This is a genomic window from Brevundimonas basaltis (assembly GCF_014202075.1).
Classification (GTDB): domain Bacteria; phylum Pseudomonadota; class Alphaproteobacteria; order Caulobacterales; family Caulobacteraceae; genus Brevundimonas; species Brevundimonas basaltis.
Map to the genome: position 1 here is coordinate 1 of NZ_JACHFZ010000004.1, position 24,444 is coordinate 24,444.

Genomic DNA, 24,444 nt, shown 5'->3' on the forward strand with positions numbered 1-24,444 from the left:
ATCCGGCAAGGCTCGAATGACAGGGCCGCCAGCCGGAGGGCGCGTGGATAACGACCGCGCGGGACAGTCTGTCTCGTCGAAACGGTATTCACATCTCAACCGGGCGAGGCCCGGCTGTCCCGCGCCCTCCCCAACCGCTTTTCCCGAAGCGGCGCAGAATCCTGCCTGCTGCCTGCTGCCTGCTGCCTGCTGCCTCGCCTTCCCCCTCGAAAGCCCGGAGTCGCCTATGAAACCCCGCCGCCCCTCCCGCCCGCGCTGCAAGGACCGACTGTCGTGGCATGCCCAGCACTGGCGCCTCCAGGAGATCGCCGCCGGCCGGCTGCAGCCGCATTTCGAGCGCGAACACCTGTTGCTCTGGACCCTCGAGGCGCGCGGCAGGGCCAATCTGCACGACTTCATCGTGCCCGGCCTGCTGTTCATGGCCGAGCGGCTGAACCTGCCCTTCGACGCGCCCCCGCCGATGTCGCCCGTTCCTGTACCGCCCTTCACCCCCTCCCGCGAAACCGCTATCAGCCCCCCATGACCCTCCCCCACGCCCTCTCCGGCCTCGGCGCTGTCGCCGCCGACTACGACATCCTGCTCTGCGACGTCTGGGGCGTGATCCACAACGGCCGCGAGAGCTGGCCCGACGCCTGCGCCGCCCTGACGCGCTTCAACGAGCAGGGCGGTCATGTCGTGCTGATCTCCAACTCGCCGCGCCCGTCCTCCGACGTGGTGGCCCAGCTCGACCGTCTCGGCGTGCCGCGCGACAGCTGGAAGGCCTTCGTCACCTCCGGCGACGCCACCCGCGCCGAACTCGCCAAACGCGCGCCCGGCCCCGCCTGGGTCATCGGCCCGGACCGCGACTGGCCGCTCTACGAAGGTCTCGGCCTCGACAGCGCCCACGGCGCCGCCGACGCCGCCTTCATCTCGGTCACCGGCCCGGTCGACGACGAGAACGAAACCCCCGAGGACTATCGCGACCGCCTCGCCGCCGGCGTCGCCCGCGACCTCGAACTGATCTGCGCCAACCCCGACCGCGTGGTCCAGCGCGGCGACAGGCTGATCTACTGCGGCGGCTCCCTCGCCGACCTCTACGAAAGCCTCGGCGGCCGCGTGACCATGGCCGGCAAGCCTTTCGGCCCGATCTACGACCTGGCCCTCAGGGAAGCCGCTGACCTGCTCGGCAAGCCCGTCGACCGCTCGCGCGTGCTGTGCATCGGCGACGGCGTCGTCACCGACGTGCTCGGCGCCAACCGCCAGGCGCTGGACTGCCTGTTCATCGCCCAGGGCATCCACGGCGACGCCGCCCGCGGCTCCGACGGCCGCCTCGACCCCGCCCGCGCCGCCGGCCTGCTCAAGGCTGAAACGACGTACGCCCGCTACGCCATGCTCGATCTGACGTGGTGAGCGGCCTCAATTCAGGCTAAGCCCCCGCCATGGAAATCGTCACGCAACACCCCTCCGGCGGCTACATCCTCGAAGAACTCCACGTCGGCATGACGGCGGAGACCAATATCCTTGTCACCGAACAGCGCATCCAACAGTTCGCCGAGGCCTCCGACGACTTCAACCCGGTCCATATGGACGAGGCCTTCGCGTCCAAGACCGCCTATCGCGGCCGCATCGCCCACGGCCTGCTGACGGCCTCGTTCGGCTCGGCCGTGGTCGGCACCATCCTGCCGGGAGCCGGGGCCATCTACCTGTCCCAGACCCTCGGCTTCCACATGCCGGTGCGCATCGGCGAGGAGGTGCTGGTCCGGGTCAGCGTAAAATCCGTCGATCAGGAGAGCGCCCGGGTCGAACTGGACTGCGAGGGCTTCGTCGACGGCAAGCTTGTCATGGATGGCGTCGCCCTGGTCCGCGTTCCCCGCCGCCGGCGCCCCGCGAAGGACTGACTTGGTTCAGATCGTCTCCGACTGGCGCGGCCTGACCGACGACCTCAAGGGCGCGGCGGTGGCCATCGGCGCCTTCGACGGCGTGCATCGCGGCCATCAGGCGGTCATCGCCACCGCGCGCGAGGCGGCCCGCGCCCTCAGCGCCCCGCTCGGCGTGGTCAGTTTCGATCCGCATCCGCGCCGCTGGTTCCAGCCTGACGCCGCCCCCTTCCGCCTGATGACCCCGGCCCAGATGGTCCGGGCCCTCGAACCCCTTGGCGTCGACCGTCTCTACTTGCTGCCCTTCGACGCCGACATGGCCGCCATGTCCGACGAGAGCTTTGCGCGGGACGTTCTGGCGGCGGGCCTGGGCGTTCGCCACGCCGCCGTCGGCTTCGACTTCACCTACGGCAAGGGCCGCACCGGCTCCCCCGAGGGCCTGCGCCGCCACGGCGAGACGCTCGGATTCACCGTCAGCGTCGCCGATCGCGTCGATGATCCCGACGGCCTGAAGCTGTCCTCCTCGGCCGTCCGCGAGGCCGTCCGGGCCGGCGACATGCAGCGGGCCGCCGCCATCCTCGGCCGCCCCTTCGCCATCGAGGGCGAGGTCGTCCACGGCGACAAGCGCGGCCGCACCATCGGCGTCCCGACCGCCAACATCCGCCTCGGCGACTACATGCGCCCCGCCTTCGGCGTCTACGCCACCCGCAGCCGCCTCCCCGACGGCCGTGTCGTCGACGGCGTCTCCAGCCTTGGCCTGCGCCCCATGTACGCCCTCGACGAGCCGCTGCTCGAGGTCTGGCTGTTCGACTTCGACGGCGACCTCTACGGCCAGACCGTCGAGACCGACCTGATAGCCTTCCTCCGCGGCGAGAGGACCTTCGACGGCCTGGACGCCCTCAAGGTCCAGATCGACGCCGACGCCGACGCGGCCCGCGCCGCTCTGCGGCTGGCGCCCTCATGAACCGCCTGCTAGACCGAACGGACCATGACCGTCCGCGTGTTTCGCCTGATTTCGATTATCCGCCCGGCGTAGCGCTGCTGGGCTCTGGCCCCGCGCACGCCGGGGGCTTCGAAATCCACGCGAACGATCAACACGACGAGACGAGACTTCATGGCTGACGCCGGCGACACCCCTGCTACTTCGCGCGACTATCGCGAAACCGTCTTCCTGCCGGAGACGCCCTTCCCCATGCGCGGCGGCCTGCCCCAGAAGGAGCCGCTGATCCTCGAGCAGTGGGGCGACCTCTACGCCGCCCTGCGCAAACAGCGTCAGGCCGAGGGCGCGCCCCTCTACGTCCTCCACGACGGCCCGCCCTACGCCAACGGCGACATCCACATCGGTCACGCCCTGAACAAGACGCTGAAGGACTTCGTCGTCCGCAGCCGCTTCCTGCTCGGCAACGACGTCGACTACGTCCCCGGGTGGGACTGCCACGGCCTGCCGATCGAGTGGAAGATCGAGGAACAGTACCGGGCCAGGGGGCGCCGCAAGGACGAGGTCTCCAAGGCCGAGTTCCGTCAGGCCTGCCGTGAATACGCCGCCGGCTGGATCGACGTGCAACGTGACCAGTTCAAACGCCTCGGCATCCTCGGCGACTGGGACAACCGCTACGCCACGATGGACTTCGCCACCGAGGCCGCCATCGTCGCCGAGTTCCACAAGTTCAAGAACTCGGGCCAGCTCTACCGCGGCTCCAAGCCGGTGATGTGGTCTCCGGTCGAGCGCACCGCCCTCGCCGACGCCGAGATCGAATACCACGACCACGTCAGCCCGACGGTCTGGGTCAAATTCCCGGTGACCGGCGCGACCGACGATCATCCCGACGACCTGCTGGCCTTCCGCCACGCCAATCCGTCGGTGGTGATCTGGACCACGACGCCGTGGACCATCCCGGCCAACCGCGCCATCAGCTACGGCCCCGAGATCGCATACGGCCTCTACGAGGTCACGGCGATGGAGACCGGGCTGGAGTTCGAGCCCTGGGCCAGGCCCGGCGACCGGCTGATCCTCGCCGACAAGCTGGCCGAGGAAGTCTTCAAGGCCGCGAAGATCGCAACGTGGACCCGCATCGACGACCTGAATCCCTCCGGCCTCGAATGCGCCCATCCGCTGGCGGCCCTGTCATCGGGCTACGGCTACTCGGTGCCCCTGCTCGCCGGAGACCATGTCACCGACGACGCCGGCACGGGCTTCGTTCACACCGCCCCGGGCCACGGCGCCGACGACTTCGAGGTCTGGAAGGCGCACGGTCATCACGAAGTGCCCGACACCGTCGACCCCGACGGCGCCTACTACCCGCACGTTCCCCTTTTCGCCGGCCTCAAGGTCATCGAGACCGAGGGCAAGAAGACAGGCAAGTTCGGCCCCGCCAACGGCGCGGTGATGGAAAAGCTGATCGAGACCGGCAACCTGCTGGCCCGTGGCCGGATGGAGCATTCCTATCCGCACAGCTGGCGCTCCAAGGCCCCGGTCATCTTCCGCAACACGCCGCAGTGGTTCATCCGCATGGACAAGCCGCTCGAGGACGACGGCACCCTGCGCGAGCGCGCGCTGTCAGCGATCGACGCCACCGCCTTCCACCCGGCCGCCGGCAAGAACCGCATCCGCACCATGGTCGAAAGTCGCCCCGACTGGCTGATCAGCCGGCAACGGGCCTGGGGCACGCCGCTGGCTATGTTCGTGGACAAGGAAACCGGCCAGCCGCTGCACGACCCCGAGGTCGACGCCCGCATACTGGCCGCGGTCCGCGACGGCGGCGCCGACGCCTGGTTCGACCGCCCCGACGCAGACTTCCTCGGCGCCCACGCCCCGGAGCGCTACGAGAAGATCACCGACATCCTCGACGTCTGGTTCGACAGCGGCTGCACCCACGCCTTCACCCTCGAGAGCCGCGACCCGGCCCACGGCTATACCGGCGACCGCCCGTCGCACTGGCCCGCCGACCTCTATCTCGAGGGCTCCGACCAGCACCGCGGCTGGTTCCAGTCCAACCTGCTCGAAGGCGCGGGCACCCGCGGCCGCGCGCCTTACGATGCCGTTCTCACCCATGGCTTCACCCAGGATGAGAACGGGGAGAAGATGTCCAAGTCGAAGGGCAACACCACGGACCCCGCCGTGGTCATCAAGGAGTCGGGCGCCGACATCCTGCGCCTGTGGGTCGCCCTTGTGGACTACGCCGAGGACCAGCGGATCGGGAAGCAGATCCTGCAGACCACGGTCGACGCCTATCGCAAGTTGCGTAATACGGTCCGCTACCTGCTCGGAGCCCTCGCCGATTTCGACGAGGTCGAACGCCTGCCGCTGGACCAGATGCCGCCGCTGGAGCGATTCATCCTTCATCGCCTGTGGGAGCTCGACGGCCAGGTCCGCAAGGCTTACGCCAACTATGACTTCCAGGACGTGGTCCGCCCGGTGATCGAGTTCTGCTCCGGCGACCTCTCGGCCCTCTATTTCGACATCCGCAAGGACAGCCTCTACTGCGACCGCCCCGATGCGGTCCGCCGCCGCGCCGCACGCACGGTGATGCACGAGGTCTTCATGCGCCTCACCGCCTGGCTGGCGCCGCTGACTCCCTTCACCATGGAGGAAGCCTGGACCACCCGCTTCCCCGACGCCGGGTCGAACTGCGCCCGGGTCATCCCGGACACGCCCGACGACTGGCGCAATCCGGACGAGGCGGAGCGTTGGGCGGGCATCGAAACCGTGCTCGAGATCGTCAACGAGGCGCTGGAAGCCGCCCGCCGCGACAAGATCATCGGCGGCGCGCTCGACGCCTGGCCCGTGGTCACCGGCCCTGCGGCCGCGTTCGCGCCGTTCGCGGGACTCGACCCCGCCGAGGTGTTCCGCACCTCGGGCGCAGAACTGAAGGTCGCTGGCGACGCCGTAACCGTCGAAATCCGGCTGGCCGATCATCCGAAATGCGCCCGCTCATGGCGGCGCGTGCCGGACGTCGGCTCGGACCCTGACCACCCGGAACTGAGCGCCCGCGACGCCGACGCGGTTCGGGCCTGGGACGCGCGCCGGGCATAACCAAAAGGCCCCGCCAAAGCGGGGCCTTACAGACCTCAGGTCTGGTCCGCGGATCGCTCCCGCATCCGCTGCGCCTGCCGCTCCATCTGGTCGGCCTGCTCCGGCAGCCGGCGCGAGAGGGCGACCAGTTCGGCATCGGTGACCGTGCTGCCCCGCGCCCGGTTCTCCTCGATCTGCCGCGCCCTATAGGCGGGATCGCGCAGACGGCGGGCTTCTTCCCGCATCTCGTTCGCGCCCCGGTCCATCTCGTCCGCGCCCTGACGCATTTCGACCCGGGCGCGAGCCATGGCGCGGCGACCTTCCGCCCGGGCGGCGTCGGCCTGGACCCGGGCTTCGGCGGCCGCGGCCCACGCCCCGGCGGTCGCGGCTCTGGCCTGCTCCCTGACCGCGGCGTGGTGGACGCGGGCCTCGGACCGGGCGCGAGCGGCCTCGGCTCGTGCGGCGCGCGCGTGCTCCCTCGCTTCGGCGGCGTGCAGACGAGCCACGGCCGCCTCCTCCCGGCCCCGTTCGTAAGCGCGACGGATCTCCGGATCCATCTCCTCCACCGATCGGTAGACATGAGTCCGCCCGCCGTTCGTGATCGTGATGCGCGAGCCGTCCTGCAAGCGCAGCGGCGCGGGAGGAGCAGGCGGGACAGGAGGAGGAGCAGGCCGGACCGATAGAGCCGGTGGGGCGGGCATGGCCAAGAGCGAGCTCAGGGCCGGCGGCGCGGGTGGCGCGGGCGGGGCCGGGGCAGCCTGGGGGGCTGGCGGCGGCGCGGGCGGGGCAAGCGGTGACTGCCGGGTTACTTCCAGCGCTGCGATCGGCGTGGCGACGGCCATCAGTGCGCCAATAGCCAACGCCATGGCCATCGGACGAGAGCGTGCGGTGCGGTCGATCATGATGCGGTTGATCCTTCTGGTCAGGGATTGGGCGTCCGCCGCCATGCCGACGGCGGCGGACGGACGGAAGTCGGCGGCGAGGCCAACGAGGGCGCGGGCGTAGGTCTGCCGATCCACGATGGCGAGCGCAGCCGCGTCGGCGGCGTCCTCGGTCCGGCTCGCCAAAGTGTTGTGCAGGCGCCAGACCAGCGGATTGAACCAGAACAGGGCCAGGGCCAGCCGCGACAGGGCGAGGAACAGCCAGTCGCCCCGGCGAATGTGGGCCAACTCATGAGCCAGCACCGCGCCGGCGGCCTCTGGCTTCGACAGGCAGGACCGGCTGACGAGCACGACGCCGGGGGGCAGGCCCCAGCTGAGCGGCGACCCGATTGCGCTCACGGCGATCAGCCGGGGACGGCGGCGCGGAGCCAAGGTCTCCAACGGCCTGGTCCAGGCCCGATCGGTCACGGGGACGCCCGTCCGGGTCCAGCGCCAGAGGGCCAGCACCCCGAGGGCGAAACGGCCGAGCACCACCAGCGCCCCGGCGATCCAGACGCCGGCGAATATCTCCGCCGGCGAAGGCGTCCGGAGCGTGCTGGACAGCGACAGCCCTTCCACCGGGGTCACGGAGCCCTGCCAGACCGGGGCGGGTGTCATGGCCGGCTCGACCGCGGCAGGGAGAACCTGAAGCTGGACGCTCGGCCCAAAGGCCGTCAGCAAGGGCAGGACCAGCAGAACGCAGACAGCCGCCCTGAGCACGTCCACGCGATCGCTGGCCGCGCGGAATTCGGACAAGCTAGAGAGCAGCAGCCCCGCGCCGGCGATGACGCCGGATTTGCACAATAGTCCGACGATCAGTTCGATGGTCATGATCCGCGCTCCCGCGCCTCGCCGATGGCGCGCTCCAGGGCCTCAAGCTCCTCCGGCTGCAACGTCTGCGTCAGGCCGAGCAGGGCGGTGGCGGCGCTGGCAGCGGATCCCGCGAAGAAGGTGTCGACCGTCCGGCGCAGGGCGCTGGCGGCGATCGTCTCGGGGCGCGGCGAAGGCCGGAACAGGACGCCGTCGGAGTGAGACTCCCGTGACACCAGTCCCTTGGCCTCAAGCCGGGCCAGCAGGGTGCGAACGGCCGAGTCGCTCAGCGAACCGCCCATCGCAGCCCGCACGGCGCTGGTGGCACCGGTCTGCAGCCGGCACAGGGTCTCGAAGACCTCTCGCTCGCGGCGCGGCAGGGTTTCGATCATGACATCTCCGACAACAGCGACGCTACATTCGTAGCGCTACATTTGTAGCGGATAAAGTCAGCAATGCGGCGGCACGATGAACTCGCGGTAAGGCGAGTCCGACCTCACAGAGGCCCACAATGAAAAACCCCGCCGGCGGAGCCAGCGGGGTTTCGGATCTTGGGTGCGGGAGCAGGATTTGAACCTGCGACCTTCAGGTTATGAGCCTGACGAGCTACCGGGCTGCTCCATCCCGCGGCAAACGGTAGTGAAAAGGAAGAACGGTTCGAGAGAACGGGCGACGGCCCGCAAATACAATCATCTATCCGACTGGTAGACCCGGCGGCGACCTACTCTCCCGCGCCTTAAGACGAAGTACCATCGGCTCTGGAGGGCTTAACGACCGAGTTCGGAATGGGATCGGGTGGGGAACCTCCGACATAGCCACCAGGTCAACCAGGCGGATAGACGATTGTGAGAAGACATTGTCAGCTTCGGCCTAGCCGAAGTAATCGAATGAGTTTTGCTGAGAAACGATCAAGCCGATCGGATTATTAGTACCAGTAAGCTTCATGGGTCGCCCCACTTCCACACCTGGCCTATCAACGTGGTAGTCTTCCACGATCCTCAGCGAAGCCTTGTTTTGAGGTTAGTTTCCCGCTTAGATGCTTTCAGCGGTTATCTATTCCGTACATAGCTACCCTGCTGCGCAGCTGGCGCCACGACAGGTCCACCAGAGGTACGTCCATCCCGGTCCTCTCGTACTAGGGACAGATCCTCTCAAGCTTCGAACACCCACGGCAGATAGGGACCAAACTGTCTCACGACGTTCTGAACCCAGCTCACGTACCACTTTAAATGGCGAACAGCCATACCCTTGGGACCTGCTCCAGCCCCAGGATGTGATGAGCCGACATCGAGGTGCCAAACTTTGCCGTCGATATGGACTCTTGGGCAAAATCAGCCTGTTATCCCTAGAGTACCTTTTATCCGTTGAGCGATGGCCCTTCCACGCGGGACCACCGGATCACTATGGCCGACTTTCGTCTCTGCTCGACTTGTCAGTCTCGCAGTCAGGCGGGCTTATGCCATTGCACTCGACGACCGATTTCCGACCGGTCTGAGCCCACCATCGCGCGCCTCCGTTACACTTTAGGAGGCGACCGCCCCAGTCAAACTACCCACCACGCCATGTCCCGGGACCGGATAACGGCCCTCGGTTAGACGTCAACGACAGTAAGGGTGGTATTTCAAGGATGGCTCCACCAGAGCTGGCGCCCCGGCTTCATAGCCTCCCACCTATCCTACACATACGGTCGCTAACGCCAAGGCGAAGCTATAGTAAAGGTTCATAGGGTCTTTCCGTCTGACCGCGGGAACCCCGCATCTTCACGGGGAATTCAATTTCACTGAGCCTGTGCTGGAGACAGTGGGGAAGTCGTTACGCCATTCGTGCAGGTCGGAACTTACCCGACAAGGAATTTCGCTACCTTAGGACCGTTATAGTTACGGCCGCCGTTTACCTGGGCTTCAGTTCGACGCTTTCACATCTCCCTTTAACCTTCAGGCACCGGGCAGGCGTCAGACCCTATACGTCGCATTGCTGCTTCGCAGAGCCCTGTGTTTTTGCTAAACAGTCGCTACCCCCTGGCTTGTGCCACTCAGTCTCGGTTGCCCGAGGTGAGTCACGCTTATTCCGAAGTTACGCGTGCAATTTGCCGAGTTCCTTCAGCACAGTTCTCTCAAGCGCCTTGGTATACTCTACCTGACCACCTGTGTCGGTTTCGGGTACGGTCTCTGCTGGAGTTATTTCCAGGGACAGCTTCGCTGCCAGGACAATCCAATAAGCCCTGACAACTTACACCATCCGTCACTTCCAGCTGGTGCAGGAATATTTACCTGCTTCCCATCGACTACGCTTTTCAGCCTCGCCTTAGGGGCCGACTAACCCTGCGCAGATTAGCTTTACGCAGGAACCCTTGGTCTTTCGGCGACAGTGTTTCTCACACTGTTTATCGTTACTCATGTCAGCATTCTCACTTCCGATACCTCCAGCCAACCTCACAGTTGACCTTCACCGGCTTACGGAACGCTCCGCTACCGCATGCACATAAGTGCACACCCATACCTTCGGCGACTGGCTTGAGCCCCGTTACATTTTCCGCGCAGGATCGCTTGATCAGTGAGCTGTTACGCTTTCTTTAAAGGATGGCTGCTTCTAAGCCAACCTCCTGATTGTCAAAGCAATCCCACATCGTTTCCCACTTAGCCAGTACTTGGGGGCCTTAGATGATGGTTAGGGTTGTTTCCCTTTTCACGACGGACGTTAGCACCCGCCGTGTGTCTGCCCGATAGTTCTCTTGGGTATTCGGAGTTTGGTTAGTATTGGTACCGCTCGCGCAGCCCGCAACCATCCAGTGCTCTACCCCCCAAGGAATTCGTCGGACGCTCTACCTAAATAGATTTCGCGGAGAACCAGCTATGTCCAGGTTTGATTGGCCTTTCACCCCTATCCACAAGTCATCCCAGAATTTTTCAACATTCACGGGTTCGGACCTCCAGTTGGTGTTACCCAACCTTCATCCTGCTCATGGATAGATCACCTGGTTTCGGGTCGTCATACGTCGAACTTGGCGCCCTATTCAGACTCGCTTTCGCTGCGCCTACACCTAACGGCTTAAGCTTGCTCGACACATGAAGTCGCTGACCCATTATACAAAAGGTACGCCGTCACCCCGCATGGGGGCTCCGACTGCTTGTAGGCTTCCGATTTCAGGATCTGTTTCACTCCCCTCGTTGGGGTGCTTTTCACCTTTCCCTCACGGTACTTGTTCACTATCGGTCGTAGAGGAGTACTTAGGCTTGGAGGGTGGTCCCCCCATGTTCAGACAGGATTTCACGTGTCCCGCCCTACTCGAGTCTCTTGCTGTTTGACGTCTACGGGGCTGTCACCCGCTATGGCCGACCTTTCCAGATCGTTCGACTTTATTTCACAAGAGCACTGGCCTGGTCCCGGTTCGCTCGCCACTACTACGGGAGTCTCGGTTGATGTCCTTTCCTCCGGGTACTGAGATGTTTCAGTTCCCCGGGTTCGCTTAATGAACCCTATGTATTCAGGTCATTATACCTTTAAGCAATCCGCCAATCCGCGCCCGGTCCGAAGACCGGACATGAATTGGAAGACTGCAAAGGTGGGTTTCCCCATTCGGAAATAACCGGATCAAAGGGTGCTAGCGCCTCCCCGGTTCTTATCGCAGCTTGCCACGTCCTTCATCGCCTCTCTACGCCAAGGCATCCGTCAGAAGCCCTTCAACGCTTGATCGTTTCTCAGCAAAACTCATGCATGGATGTTCCCGCCGACTGGAAAGAAATGCCGGGGGTCCATGCCTGATTTTTGTCAGACAATGTCTTCTCTCGAACCTGTCCTGAAAGCCTATGAGGGGCCGGACACGCTCTTCCTTTACAATTTCAATGCCGACGGCCGATGCGGCCGGGGCAATCTCGATTTGCGATCACAAGGTTCCTGGTGGAGCCAGACGGAGTCGAACCGACGACATCCTGCTTGCAAAGCAGGCGCTCTACCAACTGAGCTATGGCCCCGTTCCAGTGAACGTTGCGAAGCCCAGGAGAGCCGTCGGCGAGTGTCGTAGCCGGTCCAGCGAGGCTGGTAGGCCCGGGCAGACTCGAACTGCCGACCTTACGCTTATCAGGCGTACGCTCTAACCACCTGAGCTACGGGCCTATGGCGGCACGACAGCCAGGCGGAAGCCCAGGCTCGCGATCGCACCCTCATCACCGCCGGCCGAATGCCGGACGCCGATGAAGGCGAAAGAGGAAAGAGAAACGGAGACGGCGGCGCCCCGCATTTTATTGGAGCGTCAATAGTGACCCTCGTGAGAGAGCCTCTGGAGACGCATCCTTAGAAAGGAGGTGATCCAGCCGCAGGTTCCCCTACGGCTACCTTGTTACGACTTCACCCCAGTCGCTGACCCTACCGTGGTCGCCTGCCCCCTTGCGGTTAGCGCAGCGCCTTCGGGTAGAACCAACTCCCATGGTGTGACGGGCGGTGTGTACAAGGCCCGGGAACGTATTCACCGCGGCATGCTGATCCGCGATTACTAGCGATTCCAACTTCATGCCCTCGAGTTGCAGAGGACAATCCGAACTGAGACGACTTTTAAGGATTAACCCTCTGTAGTCGCCATTGTAGCACGTGTGTAGCCCACCCTGTAAGGGCCATGAGGACTTGACGTCATCCCCACCTTCCTCCGGCTTAGCACCGGCAGTCCCATTAGAGTTCCCAACTAAATGATGGCAACTAATGGCGAGGGTTGCGCTCGTTGCGGGACTTAACCCAACATCTCACGACACGAGCTGACGACAGCCATGCAGCACCTGTGTCCCAGTCCCCGAAGGGAAAGCCAGATCTCTCTGGCGGTCCGGGCATGTCAAAAGGTGGTAAGGTTCTGCGCGTTGCTTCGAATTAAACCACATGCTCCACCGCTTGTGCGGGCCCCCGTCAATTCCTTTGAGTTTTAATCTTGCGACCGTACTCCCCAGGCGGATTGCTTAATGCGTTAGCTGCGTCACCGAGAAGTAAACTCCCCGACAACTAGCAATCATCGTTTACGGCGTGGACTACCAGGGTATCTAATCCTGTTTGCTCCCCACGCTTTCGAGCCTCAGCGTCAGTAATGAGCCAGTATGTCGCCTTCGCCACTGGTGTTCTTCCGAATATCTACGAATTTCACCTCTACACTCGGAGTTCCACATACCTCTCTCACACTCAAGACACCCAGTATCAAGGGCAGTTCCGGAGTTGAGCTCCGGGATTTCACCCCTGACTTAAATGTCCGCCTACGCTCCCTTTACGCCCAGTAATTCCGAGCAACGCTAGCCCCCTTCGTATTACCGCGGCTGCTGGCACGAAGTTAGCCGGGGCTTCTTCTCCGGCTACAGTCATTATCTTCACCGGTGAAAGTATTTTACAATCCTAAGACCTTCATCATACACGCGGCATGGCTGCGTCAGGCTTTCGCCCATTGCGCAAGATTCCCCACTGCTGCCTCCCGTAGGAGTTTGGGCCGTGTCTCAGTCCCAATGTGGCTGGTCATCCTCTCAGACCAGCTACTGATCGTAGCCTTGGTGGGCCATTACCCCACCAACAAGCTAATCAGACGCGGGCCGCTCTAAAGGCGATAAATCTTTCCCCCGAAGGGCACATTCGGCATTACCACCCGTTTCCAGGAGCTATTCCGAACCTAAAGGCACGTTCCCACGTGTTACTCACCCGTCCGCCACTAACCCCGAAGGGTCCGTTCGACTTGCATGTGTTAGGCCTGCCGCCAGCGTTCGCTCTGAGCCAGGATCAAACTCTCAGGTTGAGTTGACTATCTGACCTAAGCAGACCGACCCGAAGGCCGGTTGGCATTAGTTCTACGTATTCTTGACGAGATCCCACGAACGTCTCTCCGAAGAGCGACGTCATGGTGTCTTTTCAAAAAGACCGCAGTTGTCAGTGTCGAGACAATCTCAAGGATTGTCGCCAGGACACCGCCGCCTGCGTTTCTCTTTCCAGATCAACGATTTCAAAGACCCAGGAACCGGAGAACCGATCCCACCGTTTGTCGCCCGGTTGCGGCGGAGGCGGCGATGTAGTCGCCTCGCTTTCCGGTGTCAAGCGATCATTCAGAAGAACAATCTCTTTTCAGCGGCCCCGCCCGGAAGCGAGGGAGGCGCTGTTTAGCGCCTCATTTTTCTGCGTCAAGCGGTTCTTTTTAAAGAAGAACCTCTGTCTGCAAACCGCCCCGGAGGACGGCGGAGGCGGCTCTCTAAGGAAGGCCGTTCTCCGTGTCAACCGGGCTTTTTCAGCCATTTTGCGGGAACTGAAATCCGAAGACTTCGGGCCGCAAAAAACCGTCTGGAAAGCCGAGAGGCTTGCCCCTGTCTCGTCCGACGATTCGATTGGAGCGCGGAACCTAACCGAAACACCTTAAGGAAGCAACCCGCTTTTCGCGACTTTCTTCCCGGGGAACCCCTGGAGACTTTCGTCTCCGTGGCCCCGGTGGCCGGCCCGTTTCCGAGCGAGGCGGCGATATACGCAGCGGCCATTTAGACCGCAACCCGATTCCGACGGATTCCTGAACTTTCTCGCGGAGTCCCGGTCGCCGGGCGACGTTCGGCATCCGCTGAGCCCGCGGCCAGGGGAGTATGCGGCCTGGTCCGCCTTGCGCTCAGCCCGCCGCGATATAGGTCCGCAGCGATTCCGCTTCCCGCGTCGCCTCGGCGATCTGGCATTTCACCACGTCGCCGATCGAGATGACCCCCGCCAGACGGGAGTCGCGGAGGACCGGCAGGTGGCGAATCCGGCGGTCGGTCATCCGGCCCATCAGAATGGCGACGGTTTCGGCCGGCTCGGCGAATACGACGTCCGCCGTCATGTAATCCGAGACGGGCTTCTCCAGCGCGCCGGCGCCGCCCCGGGCGACGGCCCGCACGACATCGCGTTCCGAGAGGACGCCGACGACCCGGTCCGCGTCACAGACGATCAGGGCGCCAACCTTGAGCCGGTCCAGCTCGCCGCAGGCTTCGCCCAACCGCATATCCGGGCGGATGCTGAATACGGCGTCGCCCTTTTCCTTGAGAATTTCGGCGACCAGCATCGCGGCTCCTCTTCTTTATAGAGCGCGGCCGCGGATGGACCGCTTCAGGCCGGAGGGTCGCCCAGATTGGGCGGGGAATCAAATGGCCGTCGGCGCGGACCCAAAAGCCGGAGCCACGGACCGATCAGCAGCGCGCCGGCTACAAAGCCAAAGGCATGGGCCTCCCACGCCACCCGCGCGCCCGCCGCGCCGGGCACCAGGCCGATGAGGCCGACGCCTATGTTGACCGCCATGATGACGGCGGCCATCAGCAGGAAGCGCCGGTCGGTCAGGGGACGCAGCGTTCCGTCCCGCCGCCCGAGCAGCCTGAAAGCCGCCCCCATCAGTCCGAACACCGCCGCCGACGCCCCGCCGACGGCGTCGAAGCTGTCCGGATGGACCAGGGCGTAGCCGACCGCCCCCACCAGTCCGGTCACTATATAGAAGCCGAGAAAACTGGCCGCGCCCTCCGGGCCCCGCATCAGTCGGGCGACCGGGGGGCCGAAAGCGAAAGCCGCAACGGCGTTCATGAGCACGTGGGTCCATCCGTGGTGCATGAACATCGAGGTGAACAGGGTAGACCACGCCTCGCCTTGCATCAGGACGGCCGGCTGAAAAGCCAGCGACAGGCCGCCGTCAGGCAGATTCGTCTGCAGCCAGAACAGAACCGGCAGCGAGGCGGCCAGCAGCACCACAACCAGCGGAGCTTTGAAGACGGGTTCGGCGGGGGGATTATCGGTCAGGGCTGGCTCCGGGGTTGCAGGAATGACAGCGGCATACGGTGAAGCATGGCAAGCGGTTCTTAATAACCATGATCCAGATTGGGACGCGGGTTGCTTGCCGACCCATAAACCATGTCCGCGTGTGGAGGTTCTCGTGACCATCCGTCTGAAGACCGTCTCCGCCCTCCTCGGCGCCGCCCTGATCGTGACGCCCGCGGTGGCGGCGGCGCAGTCGGCCGGTTCGTCCGGGATGGGCGCCTACCAGGCCGGCTACGGCGGTTCACGTTACACCACAGCCCGCCCCCAGACCGGCTCGACCCGGGACCAGAATGGCAACCGCCTGATCGTGGACGGCATCATCCAGGCCGGCGCGAACAGCTATTCCAGCGCCAGCGGCGGGGTCTCCTCGAGCTTCTCCGGCGTGGGCGGCACTAACGGCGGCACGGCCATCGGCGGTTCGACCGCCATCGGCAACAGCCTGAACGTCGTCGTCCAGGGCAACCACAACACCGTCATCGTCAATTCCCGCCAGGTCAACAACGGCAACGTCACCGCCGGAACCAGCCTGAACGGCACGCTGAGGCTTCCATGATTTCCAGTCAGTTCGCCCGGCGTCTGAAGGCGGCTGTCGCCGTCGGCGCCATCGCCGCGCTTCTCGGCGGCTGCATCTCCGCGTCGGCGGGGCCGAACGGAACCTACGCGACGCCGATCGGCAACGCGCCAGTGACGGCGAATCCGACCCCCTACTCCGCCGCCCTCTACTGCATGGCCGACTACGCCCGGCGCTATAACCTGCCCTCGCCCCGCATGGCGGTGGGCCGGATCGCCGACTACACCGGCACGGTGTCGGCCGACGGCGGCCGTCAGATCACCGGCGGCGCCTCGCTGATGGCCATGTCCGCCCTCGCCAAGTCCGGCGCGCGCATGATTGAGCGTTACGACACCTCGGTCTCCGAGATGGAGTTGCGTTACGCCAACAACCGGCTGATCGGCGACGCCGGCCCCGGGGGCGATGACGACGTCCAGTATCGCCGCATCCTGGCCGGCTCGGTGCCCGGTTCGGACTTCTACATCATCGGCGGCATCACCGAGGTGAACTACAATATCCGCTCGGGCGGCTTTGACTTCGCCGCCGGCCAGGCCACCTCACAGACACCCCTGTCAACCGCCTTCGCGGGCAAGGCCTTCGTGATGAACATCGCCATCGATCTGCGGCTGGTTCAGACCACCACGCTCGAGGTCGTCGACGTCGTGTCCTATCAGAAGCAGATCATCGGCCGGGAAATCTCGGCCGGCGTGTTCGATTTCCTGAACGGCAACGTGTTCGACATCTCCGCCGGCGAAGGCGGGCTGGAGCCTGTCCAGCTGGCCGTGCGGGCCCTCATCGAGCGCGCCACGGTCGAGTTCATGGCCAACCTCTACGGAGCGCCCGGCCCCGAGATCTGCCTGTCGGCGGGTCCCGATCCCCTCGGAGGCACCACCGGTCCGACCGGCGGCTACTATCCGGCTTACCCCAACACGGGAACGAACAATGGCGAAACCCGCGCGGATCCGTCTCGCTGGCACGATCGCCGCGACGGCGCTGTGCGCCGCAGCCGCTACTGAGGCTGCCGCACAGACCCCCCCGGACGACAGCATCGTCCTGAACCAGCAACTCCAGCTGGGCGACGTCTTCTCGCACCAGACGCTGAACGTGGTCGACGCGCAGGAACAGGTCACCGTCAGCACCTCGGCCCAGGGCAACAGCGCCTCGGGTGCGGTCGAGAACGGATCGATCACCGTCCAGTCCGATCAGGACATGCGCGGCGACGCCGTGGCCGGCACGGACATGACCTTTGGGGGCGACACCTGGGGCGTCGTCAACGCCACGACCCAGGCCCAGGGCAACTATCTGGCGGTCAGCGCCTATGATTCGGATCTGACGGTCGACGCGACCCAGTCCAACACGGGAAGTCTGGTCAGCGCGACCTCGCAGCTGGGCGACGATGACGCCCGCCTGCTGGGCGGCGCCTATATCAACGCCTCGGCCATCTCCAACACCGTCGCCATGTACGGCGAAGGCTCGTTCGTCGGCGGAACGATCGATCAGTCCTCCTCGGCTACGGTGCGGGCCTACAACCGGATCGAGACGCAATACATTCCCGCCGAGGCCGTCATCGACAGCCAGGCCATCGTCAATGCGGTGCAGGTGACGAGCGGCCAGACGTCGGGCCAGAACCTCGCCATCGTCCAGACCTCGACCGGCGCCTTCGTCGAGGCCGAGTCCAGCGCCAACTCGGGCAATGCCTGGGACCTGGCCGGCCGCGCCCGCGCCACCGCCAACCAGGCGGTGCTCTACAACGAGGGCGGCTCGGTCGTGGCGGACTCCCGTCAGGACAACACCGCCTTCGTCCGCGCCGCCGCCACAACCACCGCCTTCGACTTCGGCCGCGCCGAGGCGCACGCCCGGGGGGCGGCGAACGAACTGTCGATCGGCAACAACGACATCTACGTCGAGATCGACAACAGCCAGTTCAACTCGGGCGGGGTCGACGTCACCGCCACCTTCTCCGGCGCCAACGGCTACGACGTTTATGTCGGCGCCGACGCCGTGGGGAACAGCGTTATCGGCTATTCCTGCTCGGATTGCGGCGGCTATCTGGAAGCGCGCAACAGCCAGACCAACGACGGCGACGTCTCGGCCAGAGCCGACACCACCGTCGCGGGCTCGACCCGGGCGGTGATCACCGGCGCCAATTCTGTCGGAAATTCCGCGACTTTCCACGTCTCGCGGCCGTCACATTAATCTTCCGTAACTTGAGCGGCCATTCCCAGTCGCCGAAAGGTTGATGGGGGCGTCGGCGGTCGAAGACCGTGCGCCCCTGAAACTTGTCCGGCGCGGCCCCGACCGGGAGCCCTCGCGCCCAACGGAAAGATTGCCCTCCATGCGTTCCCACCGTCGTCTGCTCCTTCTCGCCGCCGCCTCCGTCGCGGTGCTGACCGCGGCCTCGCCCGCGCTCGCCCAGGCGCAGGTCCAGCCTTCCGATCCGTGGGTCCATGCAACCAGCGACATTCCCGCCGACTCCGCCGTCCGCTTTGGCGTGCTGCCGAACGGCATGCAGTACGCGATCCTGCGCAACGCCACGCCGCCGAACCAAGCCTCGTTCCGGCTGCGGATCGACGCCGGCTCGCTGATGGAGAATGAGGACCAGCTCGGCCTGGCCCACTTCATGGAGCATATGGCGTTCAACGGAACGACCAACATTCCGGAGAACGAACTGCTGCGCATCCTCGAGCGGCGCGGGCTGGCGTTCGGCGCGGACACCAACGCCTCGACCGGGTTCGACGAGACCATCTACATGCTCGAGATTCCGAACGCCGACGAAGGCACCGTCGATGACGCCCTGCGCATCCTGCGCGAGCAGATGTCGGAAGCGCTGATGGCAGAGGACGCGGTCGAAGCCGAACGCAACGTCATCGTCGGCGAGGAACGCCTTCGGAACACCCCCGGCCTGCGTTCGATCAAGGCTCGACTGGCGCTGTATGCACCGGGTCAGCGGATTTCCGACCGCCTGCCCATCGGAGACCTGGACATCATCCGCACGGCGCCGCGGCAGCGCTTCGTCGACTTCTACGAAGGCTACTACCGTCCCGAACGGGCGACGTTCGTGGCCGTCGGCGACTTCAACGTCGACGATATGGAGGGCAAGATCCGGTCGGCGTTCGAAAGCTGGGAGGGCAAGGGCCCGGCCGGTCCGGAACCCGATCTCGGCACGGTGGCCCCGCGCGGGCCGGAGACCCGCATTCTGGTCGAACCCGGTATCCAGTCCACGATCGAACTGGGCTTCATCCGCAATCCGGACCGCGACCCCGACAGCGTCGGCGAGCGCCGGGAGGACCTGTATCGCAGTCTCGGCGTCGCCGTCCTGAACCGCCGCCTCGGTGAGATCGCGCGCAGCGACAATCCGCCCTTCACCGGCGCCGGCGGCGGCGAATTCGACCTCGCCGACAGCTTCGGCGCCGCCTCGGTGTCGGCCCAGTACAATGTCGGCGAGTGGAAGCGCGCGCTCGAGGCGATCGAGCAGGAGCAGCGCCGCCTCGTACAGTACGGCGTCTCCGACGCGGAACTGCAGCGCGAGATCACGGCGGTTCGCACGGCTCTCGAAAACGCCGTGGCCGGCGCCGCGACCCGCCGGACCCCGCAGCTCGCCAACGCCCTGGCGGGATCCGTCAACAGCAAGAGGGTGTTCAACACCCCGCAGACCAGCCTCGACCTGTTCAACGCCTCCGTCGAGGGCCTGACCGCCGAGACCGTCAACACGATCCTTCCCCAGGTCTTCCAGGGCGAAGGGCCGCTGGCTCTCGTCGTGACCCCCGTGCCGATCGAGGGTGGAGAGGCTGCGGTCACAGCCGCTCTCGAAGCCTCGCGCGCTACTCCGGTGGCGGCACCCGCCGCCCAGGCCGAACTGGAATGGCCCTATGACGCGTTCGGCGCGCCGGGGACCGTGACGGAGCGTCGCGAGATCGCCGAACTCGGCGCGACGGTCGTCACTTTCGCCAATGGCGCCACCCTGACGGTCAAGCCGACCGATTTCCGCGACGAACAGATTCTCGTGCGCGTCCACACGGGCATAGGCGATCTGGGGCTGCCGACCGACCGTCCGACGGTGTCCGGGCTGGGCGCCAATCTCCTGACCGCTGGCGGCCTCGGCAAGCTCACCGCCGACGAAATGAGCCGCGTCCTGAACGGCCGGGTCTATTCCGCCGGCTTCGGAACGGGCGACGATCGCTACACCCTCAGCGGCTCGACCCGCCCTGCGGACCTGACCCTGCAGATGCAGGTTCTGGCCGCCTACCTGACCGACCCGGGCATCCGTCCGGCGCCCTTCCAACTGCTCAAGTCGGCCTATGCCCAGCAACTCGACCAGGCGCGCGCCACGCCGGGCGGGGCCTTCGCCGTCGATGGCGGGTCCCTGCTCAGCAGCGGCGACGCGCGCGACGCCCTGCCTCGTCCGCAGGCGCTCGAGGCCTGGACCAACGAACAGTTGAAGGCCGAGCTCACCCGCGGCCTCGCCAACGGGCCCGTCAACATCACGATGGTGGGCGACCTGACCGTCGAGGACGCGATCGCGTCCGTTGCATCGACCTTCGGCGCCCTGCCGCCTCGCGGCCCGGATGCCCGGCCCCTTCCCGGCTCGGATCAGAAGCGCTTCCCCGCTCCGACCGACGAGCCCATGCAGCTGATCCACACGGGGCCGGCGGATCAGGCGCTGGCCATCGTCGCGTGGCCGACGACCGACGCCGTCGGCGATCGCGCCGAAGCCCGTCAGCTGTCGGTCCTCAGCCAGGTTCTGCGCCTGCGGGTGCTGGAGGAGATTCGCGAAAAACAGGCTCTGGCCTATTCGCCGGGCGTCGGCGCCCAGTCCTCGGATGTCTTCCCCGACTACGGCTTCATGCTCGTTCAGGGCGAGACCGCGCTGGGAACCATCCCGGCCTTCTATGACGCCGTCGACGCGATCGCCGCCTCGCTCAGGGACGCGCCGCCGGAAGCGGATGAACTGAACCGGGCCAAGCTTCCGGCGATCGAACGACTGCGTCTCAGCCAGGCCACGAATGAATACTGGCTTGGCCAACTGGCCGATGTCGCGGAAGACCCGTCCGAAGTCGAGCAGACGGTCAACCACATCGCGGTGTTGGAGGCCGTCACCCCGCAGGACGTCCAACGACTGGCTCAGAAATATCTGACCGACTCAACGGCGGTGCGGGTGCGGGTCGTGTCGGCCAATGCCGGGGCGAGCCCCGCCGAATAGCGGCTCGAAAAAAAGGCCCCGGTCCTTGCGGATCGGGGCCAGTCGCTTCTCAGGATGTCGACAGAGCCGACAATGGGCACTCTAACGGAGGCGCCATGACGCTCGGCTGAACGCCGATGTTCAGGTCTGCGTCAGAAAACCCGGCCGCCGACGCCGCCGTCGAGGGTCATGGAGGCGCCCGACACGGCCACGCCGGCCTGTTCCACCACTTCCTCGCGGTATTCGGTGTAGATCTCCTCGCGAACCATGGTCAGGATCTTGACCCCGGCGCCGTAGCGACGCAGCAGCGACCGCTCGTTGCACTCGCGTTCCGCCTTCTGGGACCGGCATTCAACCCGACCACCCCGGCCGTGCCACAGGGCCTCGCCCTTGCGGCAGTTGATCGTTTCGCCACGCTCGAAATCGACGTCGCCCTGATACTCGGCCCAAGTGTACTGCAGCCAGGTTCCCGCCAGGCAACGGTAGAGTTCGCCTTCATAGTCGCCATGGACGTCCCGGTCGGGGCGCACCTGCGACGCCGGGTGCGGAACGGCGCGGTCATCGATGCAGAAGGCGCGGATGACGACCCGCTTCTCCCAGCGGCGGCGGGCCTCATAGGGCACGCGGATGACCTGGCGCACCCGGGCGCCCTCGACGGTCAGGCCGTTGATGGTGGTGGGATAGGGCTGGTCGACGGTCACATAGGCGGACCCTCCGCCAGAAACCCAGACGCTGCCCCCCGCGCGAGCGTTCAGGCCGGTCCGGCTGCGGGCGCTGGCATCCGCCCCGGCGTTGGCGTTGGCGTTGACGTTCACATTGACGTTGAAGTCGCCGCCGCCGCCGCAGCACGGCGGAGGGGGCGGCTGATCGCAGCACGGCGGAGGAGGCGGAGGCGGAGGCGGCGGCGGCGGCGGCTCGCAGCACGGCGGCGGCGGCGGTGGCGGGCAGACGGGCCCGCACTGCGCCGCGGCGGTTCCGGCGACCGCCGTCACGACGACGAAAGTCGCCACCGCAGGCGTCCAGTTCATGATCCGCACCCTCATGGGCCGACCTCCCGTCAAAAAACAACTGCGACCGATGCAAGACCCGGACCGCTCCAGCCTGCATCTGAACCGCAAAAGCCTTTCGTTTCCGTTGCTTTTCGCCCGGCCCGCTCCTTGCGGCGTCGGCGGCGGAGATCGAGGCGATGTTTCACCCTGATACGCAATTCCTGGTCGACCACTGGATGTCGCTGTCGCGGCGGCCGGATTCGCGCGCGGGCATCCCCCGCCGGGCGGCAGTGGAGCCTGACGCCTTGGGCCTGCGCCTGCCCCGCGCCTTCGTAGCGCACCGCAAAGGCGATGATACGGTCATTCGTGTCGCCGGAAGCTGGATCGAAGGATTTCATGGTGACGCGCTGAAGGATCAGGACCTGTTGTCCGTCTGGCGCGAAGCCTCGCGACCGCTGGTCACGTCGGCCCTCAGCCAGGCCGTCCGCGAGGGGCGTCCCGTTGTGATCGTGGCTCTCGCCGGCAAGATCGCCGCCCAGGTCGAGATCGCCCTGGCGCCGCTGAGAGGGCCGTCGGGACGGCCAGACCGCCTGCTGGGCCTCTATGCGCCTGCGGCGACGCTGACCCTGGCCGCCGACGAGCCGCGCCTGCTTACCGCCCGCGTCTGCATTGGCGTCGGCGCCCCGGCCCGCGCCCCGCTCAGCCTTGCCGCCGTGGATGGCCGGCGGATCGCGTGATCGACCTCATGACGGCTTGAGACCCGTCGCATACCGCTTCCAGTTCTGCACATAATGAGCGGCGGAGGCCTTGAGCGCCTCTGTCTGCCCCGGCTCAAGCTGCCGGACGACCTTGCCTGGCTGGCCCATCACCAGCGAGCCGTCCGGAATCTCCTTGCCTTCGGTGATCAGGGTGTTGGCGCCGATCAGGCAGTTCTTTCCGATCTTCGCCCGCCCCAGCACCACGGCGCCGATGCCGATCAGGCTGTTGTCGCCGATCTCGCAGCTGTGCAGCATCACCATGTGGCCGACGGTAACCCCGTCGCCGATGATCAGGGGCTCGCCGGGGTCGGAGTGCAGCACGCTGCCGTCCTGAATATTGGTGTCCCGGCCGATCGTGATCGGATCGTTGTCGCCGCGGACCACCGCGCCGAACCAGATGCTGGCGCCCGGCTTGAGAATCACGTCTCCTACGACGGTTGCAGTCGGTGCGATCCAGTATTCGCCTTGAGGTGGAAGCTGTGGATTCTTGTCTCCGAGACCGTAAACATTCATCAGAACACCGCCATTTCTGAACAAAACAAGGGCTTTAAGCTCTCGTAAACCACGCTAGCATCATAGTGTAGATGCGATTCGAGGCCGCCATTTCGGCCCCGGATCCGAAGCCGGATCAAGCCCGGTCCGGTCAGACCCAGGAGAGCGCGCGTGCAGCGTTCCGGTCGGCGGGTATTCCCGCTGGAAGTTGGTCCTTCCTCCGACCCGGGCGGATGCGTCGCGTCCCCTCCCCTTTCCACCACTACCTTCGTTCGAGGCGATGCTTTGCGGCATCGCCTTTTTTCATGCCCTGGAGGCGTCGATGACCAAGCGTGCGGCAATCAAGCGTCAGACCCGTGAAATGTCCCGTGAGCACGGGATTCTGGACTCACGCCAGTTCATGGAGGACGCCAAGGTTCGGCGGCTTCCCACCCACGCCGGCTGGTCGCCCTACCCGTCCAACGATGACCGGGACCAGGCCTATCTGAAGACCCTGAAGCCGAAATCGGACGGCCAGGCCGAACTGATGACGGCCATTGATCACCACAACATGATCCTCGCCCTCGGCCCGGCCGGCACCGGCAAGACCTATCTCGCCGTCGCCAAGGCGGTCGAGGCGCTGGAAGCCGGCAAGGTCGGCCGTATCGTCCTGTCCCGGCCGGCGGTCGAGGCGGGCGAGTCGATCGGCTTCCTGCCGGGCGATATGGAGGACAAGCTGGCCCCCTATCTGCGGCCGCTCTACGACGCCCTGTCGGACCGGCTGTCGATGAAGCGGGTCAAGGCGTTGATGGCCGAGGGACTGATCGAGATCGCCCCCATCGGCTACATGCGCGGCCGGACCCTGAACAACGCCTTCATCGTCGTCGACGAGGCCCAGAACTGCACCTATGTCCAGCTCAAGATGCTGCTGACCCGGCTGGGCTGGCATTCGACCATGGTTGTCACGGGCGACCCGCAGCAGTCGGATCTGCTGCCTGGCATCTCGGGCCTGTCGGACATCGCCGAGCGGCTCGCGCCGGTGCCGGACATCGCCGTGGTCAAACTGGCCGAGCGCGACATCGTCCGCCACCCGCTGGTGGCCAGTATGATCGGCGTGCTCTGAGGG

19 protein-coding genes, 3 tRNA genes and 3 rRNA genes are annotated in these 24,444 nt (G+C 65.4%); 12 read left to right on the forward strand and 13 right to left on the reverse strand.

Annotated features, from left to right (window positions below; all coding sequences use genetic code 11):
* The first annotated feature begins 226 nt into the window (after positions 1-226).
* From HNQ67_RS09650 to HNQ67_RS09665, 4 genes are read left to right on the forward strand one after another with little or no spacing between them, the layout of a single operon-like run.
* The gene (locus HNQ67_RS09650; RefSeq protein WP_183254866.1) at positions 227-523 is read left to right on the forward strand and encodes a hypothetical protein; all 297 of its coding nucleotides are present in this window, start codon (positions 227-229) and stop codon (positions 521-523) included.
* Positions 520-1,389, forward strand: coding sequence for a TIGR01459 family HAD-type hydrolase (locus tag HNQ67_RS09655; protein ID WP_183254867.1), 870 nt, complete (start codon positions 520-522; stop codon positions 1,387-1,389). The genes HNQ67_RS09650 and HNQ67_RS09655 overlap by 4 nt, the downstream gene beginning before the upstream one ends.
* Before the next feature lie 29 nt (positions 1,390-1,418).
* Positions 1,419-1,877 carry a MaoC family dehydratase gene (locus HNQ67_RS09660; protein WP_221247842.1) on the forward strand — a complete coding sequence of 153 codons (459 nt, stop codon included), beginning with the start codon at positions 1,419-1,421 and terminating at the stop codon, positions 1,875-1,877.
* Positions 1,825-2,820, forward strand: coding sequence for a bifunctional riboflavin kinase/FAD synthetase (locus HNQ67_RS09665; protein WP_183254869.1), 996 nt, complete (start codon positions 1,825-1,827; stop codon positions 2,818-2,820). Before HNQ67_RS09660 ends, HNQ67_RS09665 begins: the two co-directional genes overlap by 53 nt.
* A gap of 8 nt (positions 2,821-2,828) precedes the next feature.
* On the opposite strand, the gene HNQ67_RS09670 is transcribed toward HNQ67_RS09665, so the two are convergent.
* Positions 2,829-2,972 (reverse strand): hypothetical protein, encoded by a 144-nt coding sequence (locus HNQ67_RS09670; protein WP_183254872.1) that lies wholly within the window; start codon positions 2,970-2,972, stop codon positions 2,829-2,831.
* On the opposite strand from HNQ67_RS09670, the gene ileS reads away from it, so the two are divergent.
* The gene (ileS, locus tag HNQ67_RS09675; RefSeq protein WP_183254874.1) at positions 2,971-5,889 is read left to right on the forward strand and encodes an isoleucine--tRNA ligase; all 2,919 of its coding nucleotides are present in this window, start codon (positions 2,971-2,973) and stop codon (positions 5,887-5,889) included. The genes HNQ67_RS09670 and ileS overlap by 2 nt on opposite strands.
* Positions 5,890-5,924: 35 nt before the next feature.
* Here the strand turns inward: ileS and HNQ67_RS13750 are convergent, their stop codons facing one another.
* The 8 genes from HNQ67_RS13750 to HNQ67_RS09715 all read right to left on the reverse strand — a co-directional run bounded on the left by HNQ67_RS13750 (position 5,925) and on the right by HNQ67_RS09715 (position 13,353).
* Entirely contained in the window at positions 5,925-7,619 is a 1,695-nt protein-coding gene (locus HNQ67_RS13750) for a M56 family metallopeptidase (protein ID WP_183254876.1), read from the reverse strand.
* A complete protein-coding gene (locus HNQ67_RS09685) occupies positions 7,616-7,990 on the reverse strand; it encodes a BlaI/MecI/CopY family transcriptional regulator (protein ID WP_183254877.1) in 375 nt (124 codons plus the stop codon). The genes HNQ67_RS13750 and HNQ67_RS09685 overlap by 4 nt, the downstream gene beginning before the upstream one ends.
* Before the next feature lie 160 nt (positions 7,991-8,150).
* Positions 8,151-8,227: transfer RNA gene (locus tag HNQ67_RS09690), tRNA-Met, on the reverse strand.
* 79 nt (positions 8,228-8,306) lie between these two features.
* Positions 8,307-8,421: ribosomal RNA gene (rrf, locus tag HNQ67_RS09695) — 5S ribosomal RNA — on the reverse strand.
* An 81-nt stretch (positions 8,422-8,502) separates the two neighbouring features.
* Positions 8,503-11,291: ribosomal RNA gene (locus tag HNQ67_RS09700) — 23S ribosomal RNA — on the reverse strand.
* Between the two features lie 202 nt (positions 11,292-11,493).
* Positions 11,494-11,569 (reverse strand) — tRNA-Ala (locus HNQ67_RS09705).
* A 65-nt stretch (positions 11,570-11,634) separates the two neighbouring features.
* Positions 11,635-11,711 (reverse strand) — tRNA-Ile (locus HNQ67_RS09710).
* A 181-nt stretch (positions 11,712-11,892) separates the two neighbouring features.
* A 16S ribosomal RNA gene (locus HNQ67_RS09715) occupies positions 11,893-13,353 on the reverse strand.
* Together the 16S, 23S and 5S rRNA genes with 3 tRNA genes alongside form the textbook arrangement of a ribosomal RNA operon.
* Positions 13,354-13,455: 102 nt before the next feature.
* On the opposite strand from HNQ67_RS09715, the gene HNQ67_RS09720 reads away from it, so the two are divergent.
* Positions 13,456-13,965, forward strand: a complete 510-nt coding sequence (locus HNQ67_RS09720; RefSeq protein WP_183254879.1) for a hypothetical protein — start codon at positions 13,456-13,458, stop codon at positions 13,963-13,965.
* Positions 13,966-14,202: 237 nt separating this feature from the next.
* On the opposite strand, the gene HNQ67_RS09725 is transcribed toward HNQ67_RS09720, so the two are convergent.
* Both HNQ67_RS09725 and HNQ67_RS09730 read right to left on the reverse strand, forming a co-directional pair.
* Positions 14,203-14,631 carry a CBS domain-containing protein gene (locus HNQ67_RS09725; protein ID WP_183254881.1) on the reverse strand — a complete coding sequence of 143 codons (429 nt, stop codon included), beginning with the start codon at positions 14,629-14,631 and terminating at the stop codon, positions 14,203-14,205.
* A 44-nt stretch (positions 14,632-14,675) separates the two neighbouring features.
* A complete protein-coding gene (locus tag HNQ67_RS09730; RefSeq protein WP_343054879.1) occupies positions 14,676-15,302 on the reverse strand; it encodes a rhomboid family intramembrane serine protease in 627 nt (208 codons plus the stop codon).
* Positions 15,303-15,486: 184 nt separating this feature from the next.
* Between HNQ67_RS09730 and hfaA the strand changes: the two genes are divergently transcribed.
* From hfaA to HNQ67_RS09750, 4 genes are all read left to right on the forward strand, one after another.
* The gene (gene hfaA / locus HNQ67_RS09735; RefSeq protein ID WP_343054881.1) at positions 15,487-15,924 is read left to right on the forward strand and encodes a holdfast anchoring protein HfaA; all 438 of its coding nucleotides are present in this window, start codon (positions 15,487-15,489) and stop codon (positions 15,922-15,924) included.
* On the forward strand, positions 15,921-16,937 hold the full coding sequence (gene hfaB / locus HNQ67_RS09740) for a holdfast anchoring protein HfaB (RefSeq protein WP_183254887.1): 1,017 nt from the start codon (positions 15,921-15,923) through the stop codon (positions 16,935-16,937). Before hfaA ends, hfaB begins: the two co-directional genes overlap by 4 nt.
* Positions 16,864-18,117: a holdfast anchor protein HfaD gene (gene hfaD, locus HNQ67_RS09745; RefSeq protein ID WP_183254889.1), complete on the forward strand. Its 1,254-nt coding sequence runs from the start codon at positions 16,864-16,866 to the stop codon at positions 18,115-18,117. The genes hfaB and hfaD overlap by 74 nt, the downstream gene beginning before the upstream one ends.
* A gap of 139 nt (positions 18,118-18,256) precedes the next feature.
* A complete protein-coding gene (locus HNQ67_RS09750) occupies positions 18,257-21,121 on the forward strand; it encodes a M16 family metallopeptidase (protein ID WP_183254891.1) in 2,865 nt (954 codons plus the stop codon).
* Positions 21,122-21,252: 131 nt separating this feature from the next.
* On the opposite strand, the gene HNQ67_RS09755 is transcribed toward HNQ67_RS09750, so the two are convergent.
* The gene (locus HNQ67_RS09755; protein ID WP_183254893.1) at positions 21,253-22,143 is read right to left on the reverse strand and encodes a hypothetical protein; all 891 of its coding nucleotides are present in this window, start codon (positions 22,141-22,143) and stop codon (positions 21,253-21,255) included.
* Positions 22,144-22,286: 143 nt separating this feature from the next.
* On the opposite strand from HNQ67_RS09755, the gene HNQ67_RS09760 reads away from it, so the two are divergent.
* Positions 22,287-22,826, forward strand: coding sequence for a PAS domain-containing protein (locus HNQ67_RS09760; protein ID WP_183254895.1), 540 nt, complete (start codon positions 22,287-22,289; stop codon positions 22,824-22,826).
* Positions 22,827-22,832: 6 nt separating this feature from the next.
* Here HNQ67_RS09760 and HNQ67_RS09765 read toward each other — a convergent pair whose 3' ends face one another.
* A complete protein-coding gene (locus HNQ67_RS09765) occupies positions 22,833-23,360 on the reverse strand; it encodes a gamma carbonic anhydrase family protein (RefSeq protein WP_183254897.1) in 528 nt (175 codons plus the stop codon).
* Between the two features lie 289 nt (positions 23,361-23,649).
* On the opposite strand from HNQ67_RS09765, the gene HNQ67_RS09770 reads away from it, so the two are divergent.
* Positions 23,650-24,441 (forward strand): PhoH family protein, encoded by a 792-nt coding sequence (locus HNQ67_RS09770; RefSeq protein ID WP_183255553.1) that lies wholly within the window; start codon positions 23,650-23,652, stop codon positions 24,439-24,441.
* Positions 24,442-24,444: the final 3 nt, after the last annotated feature.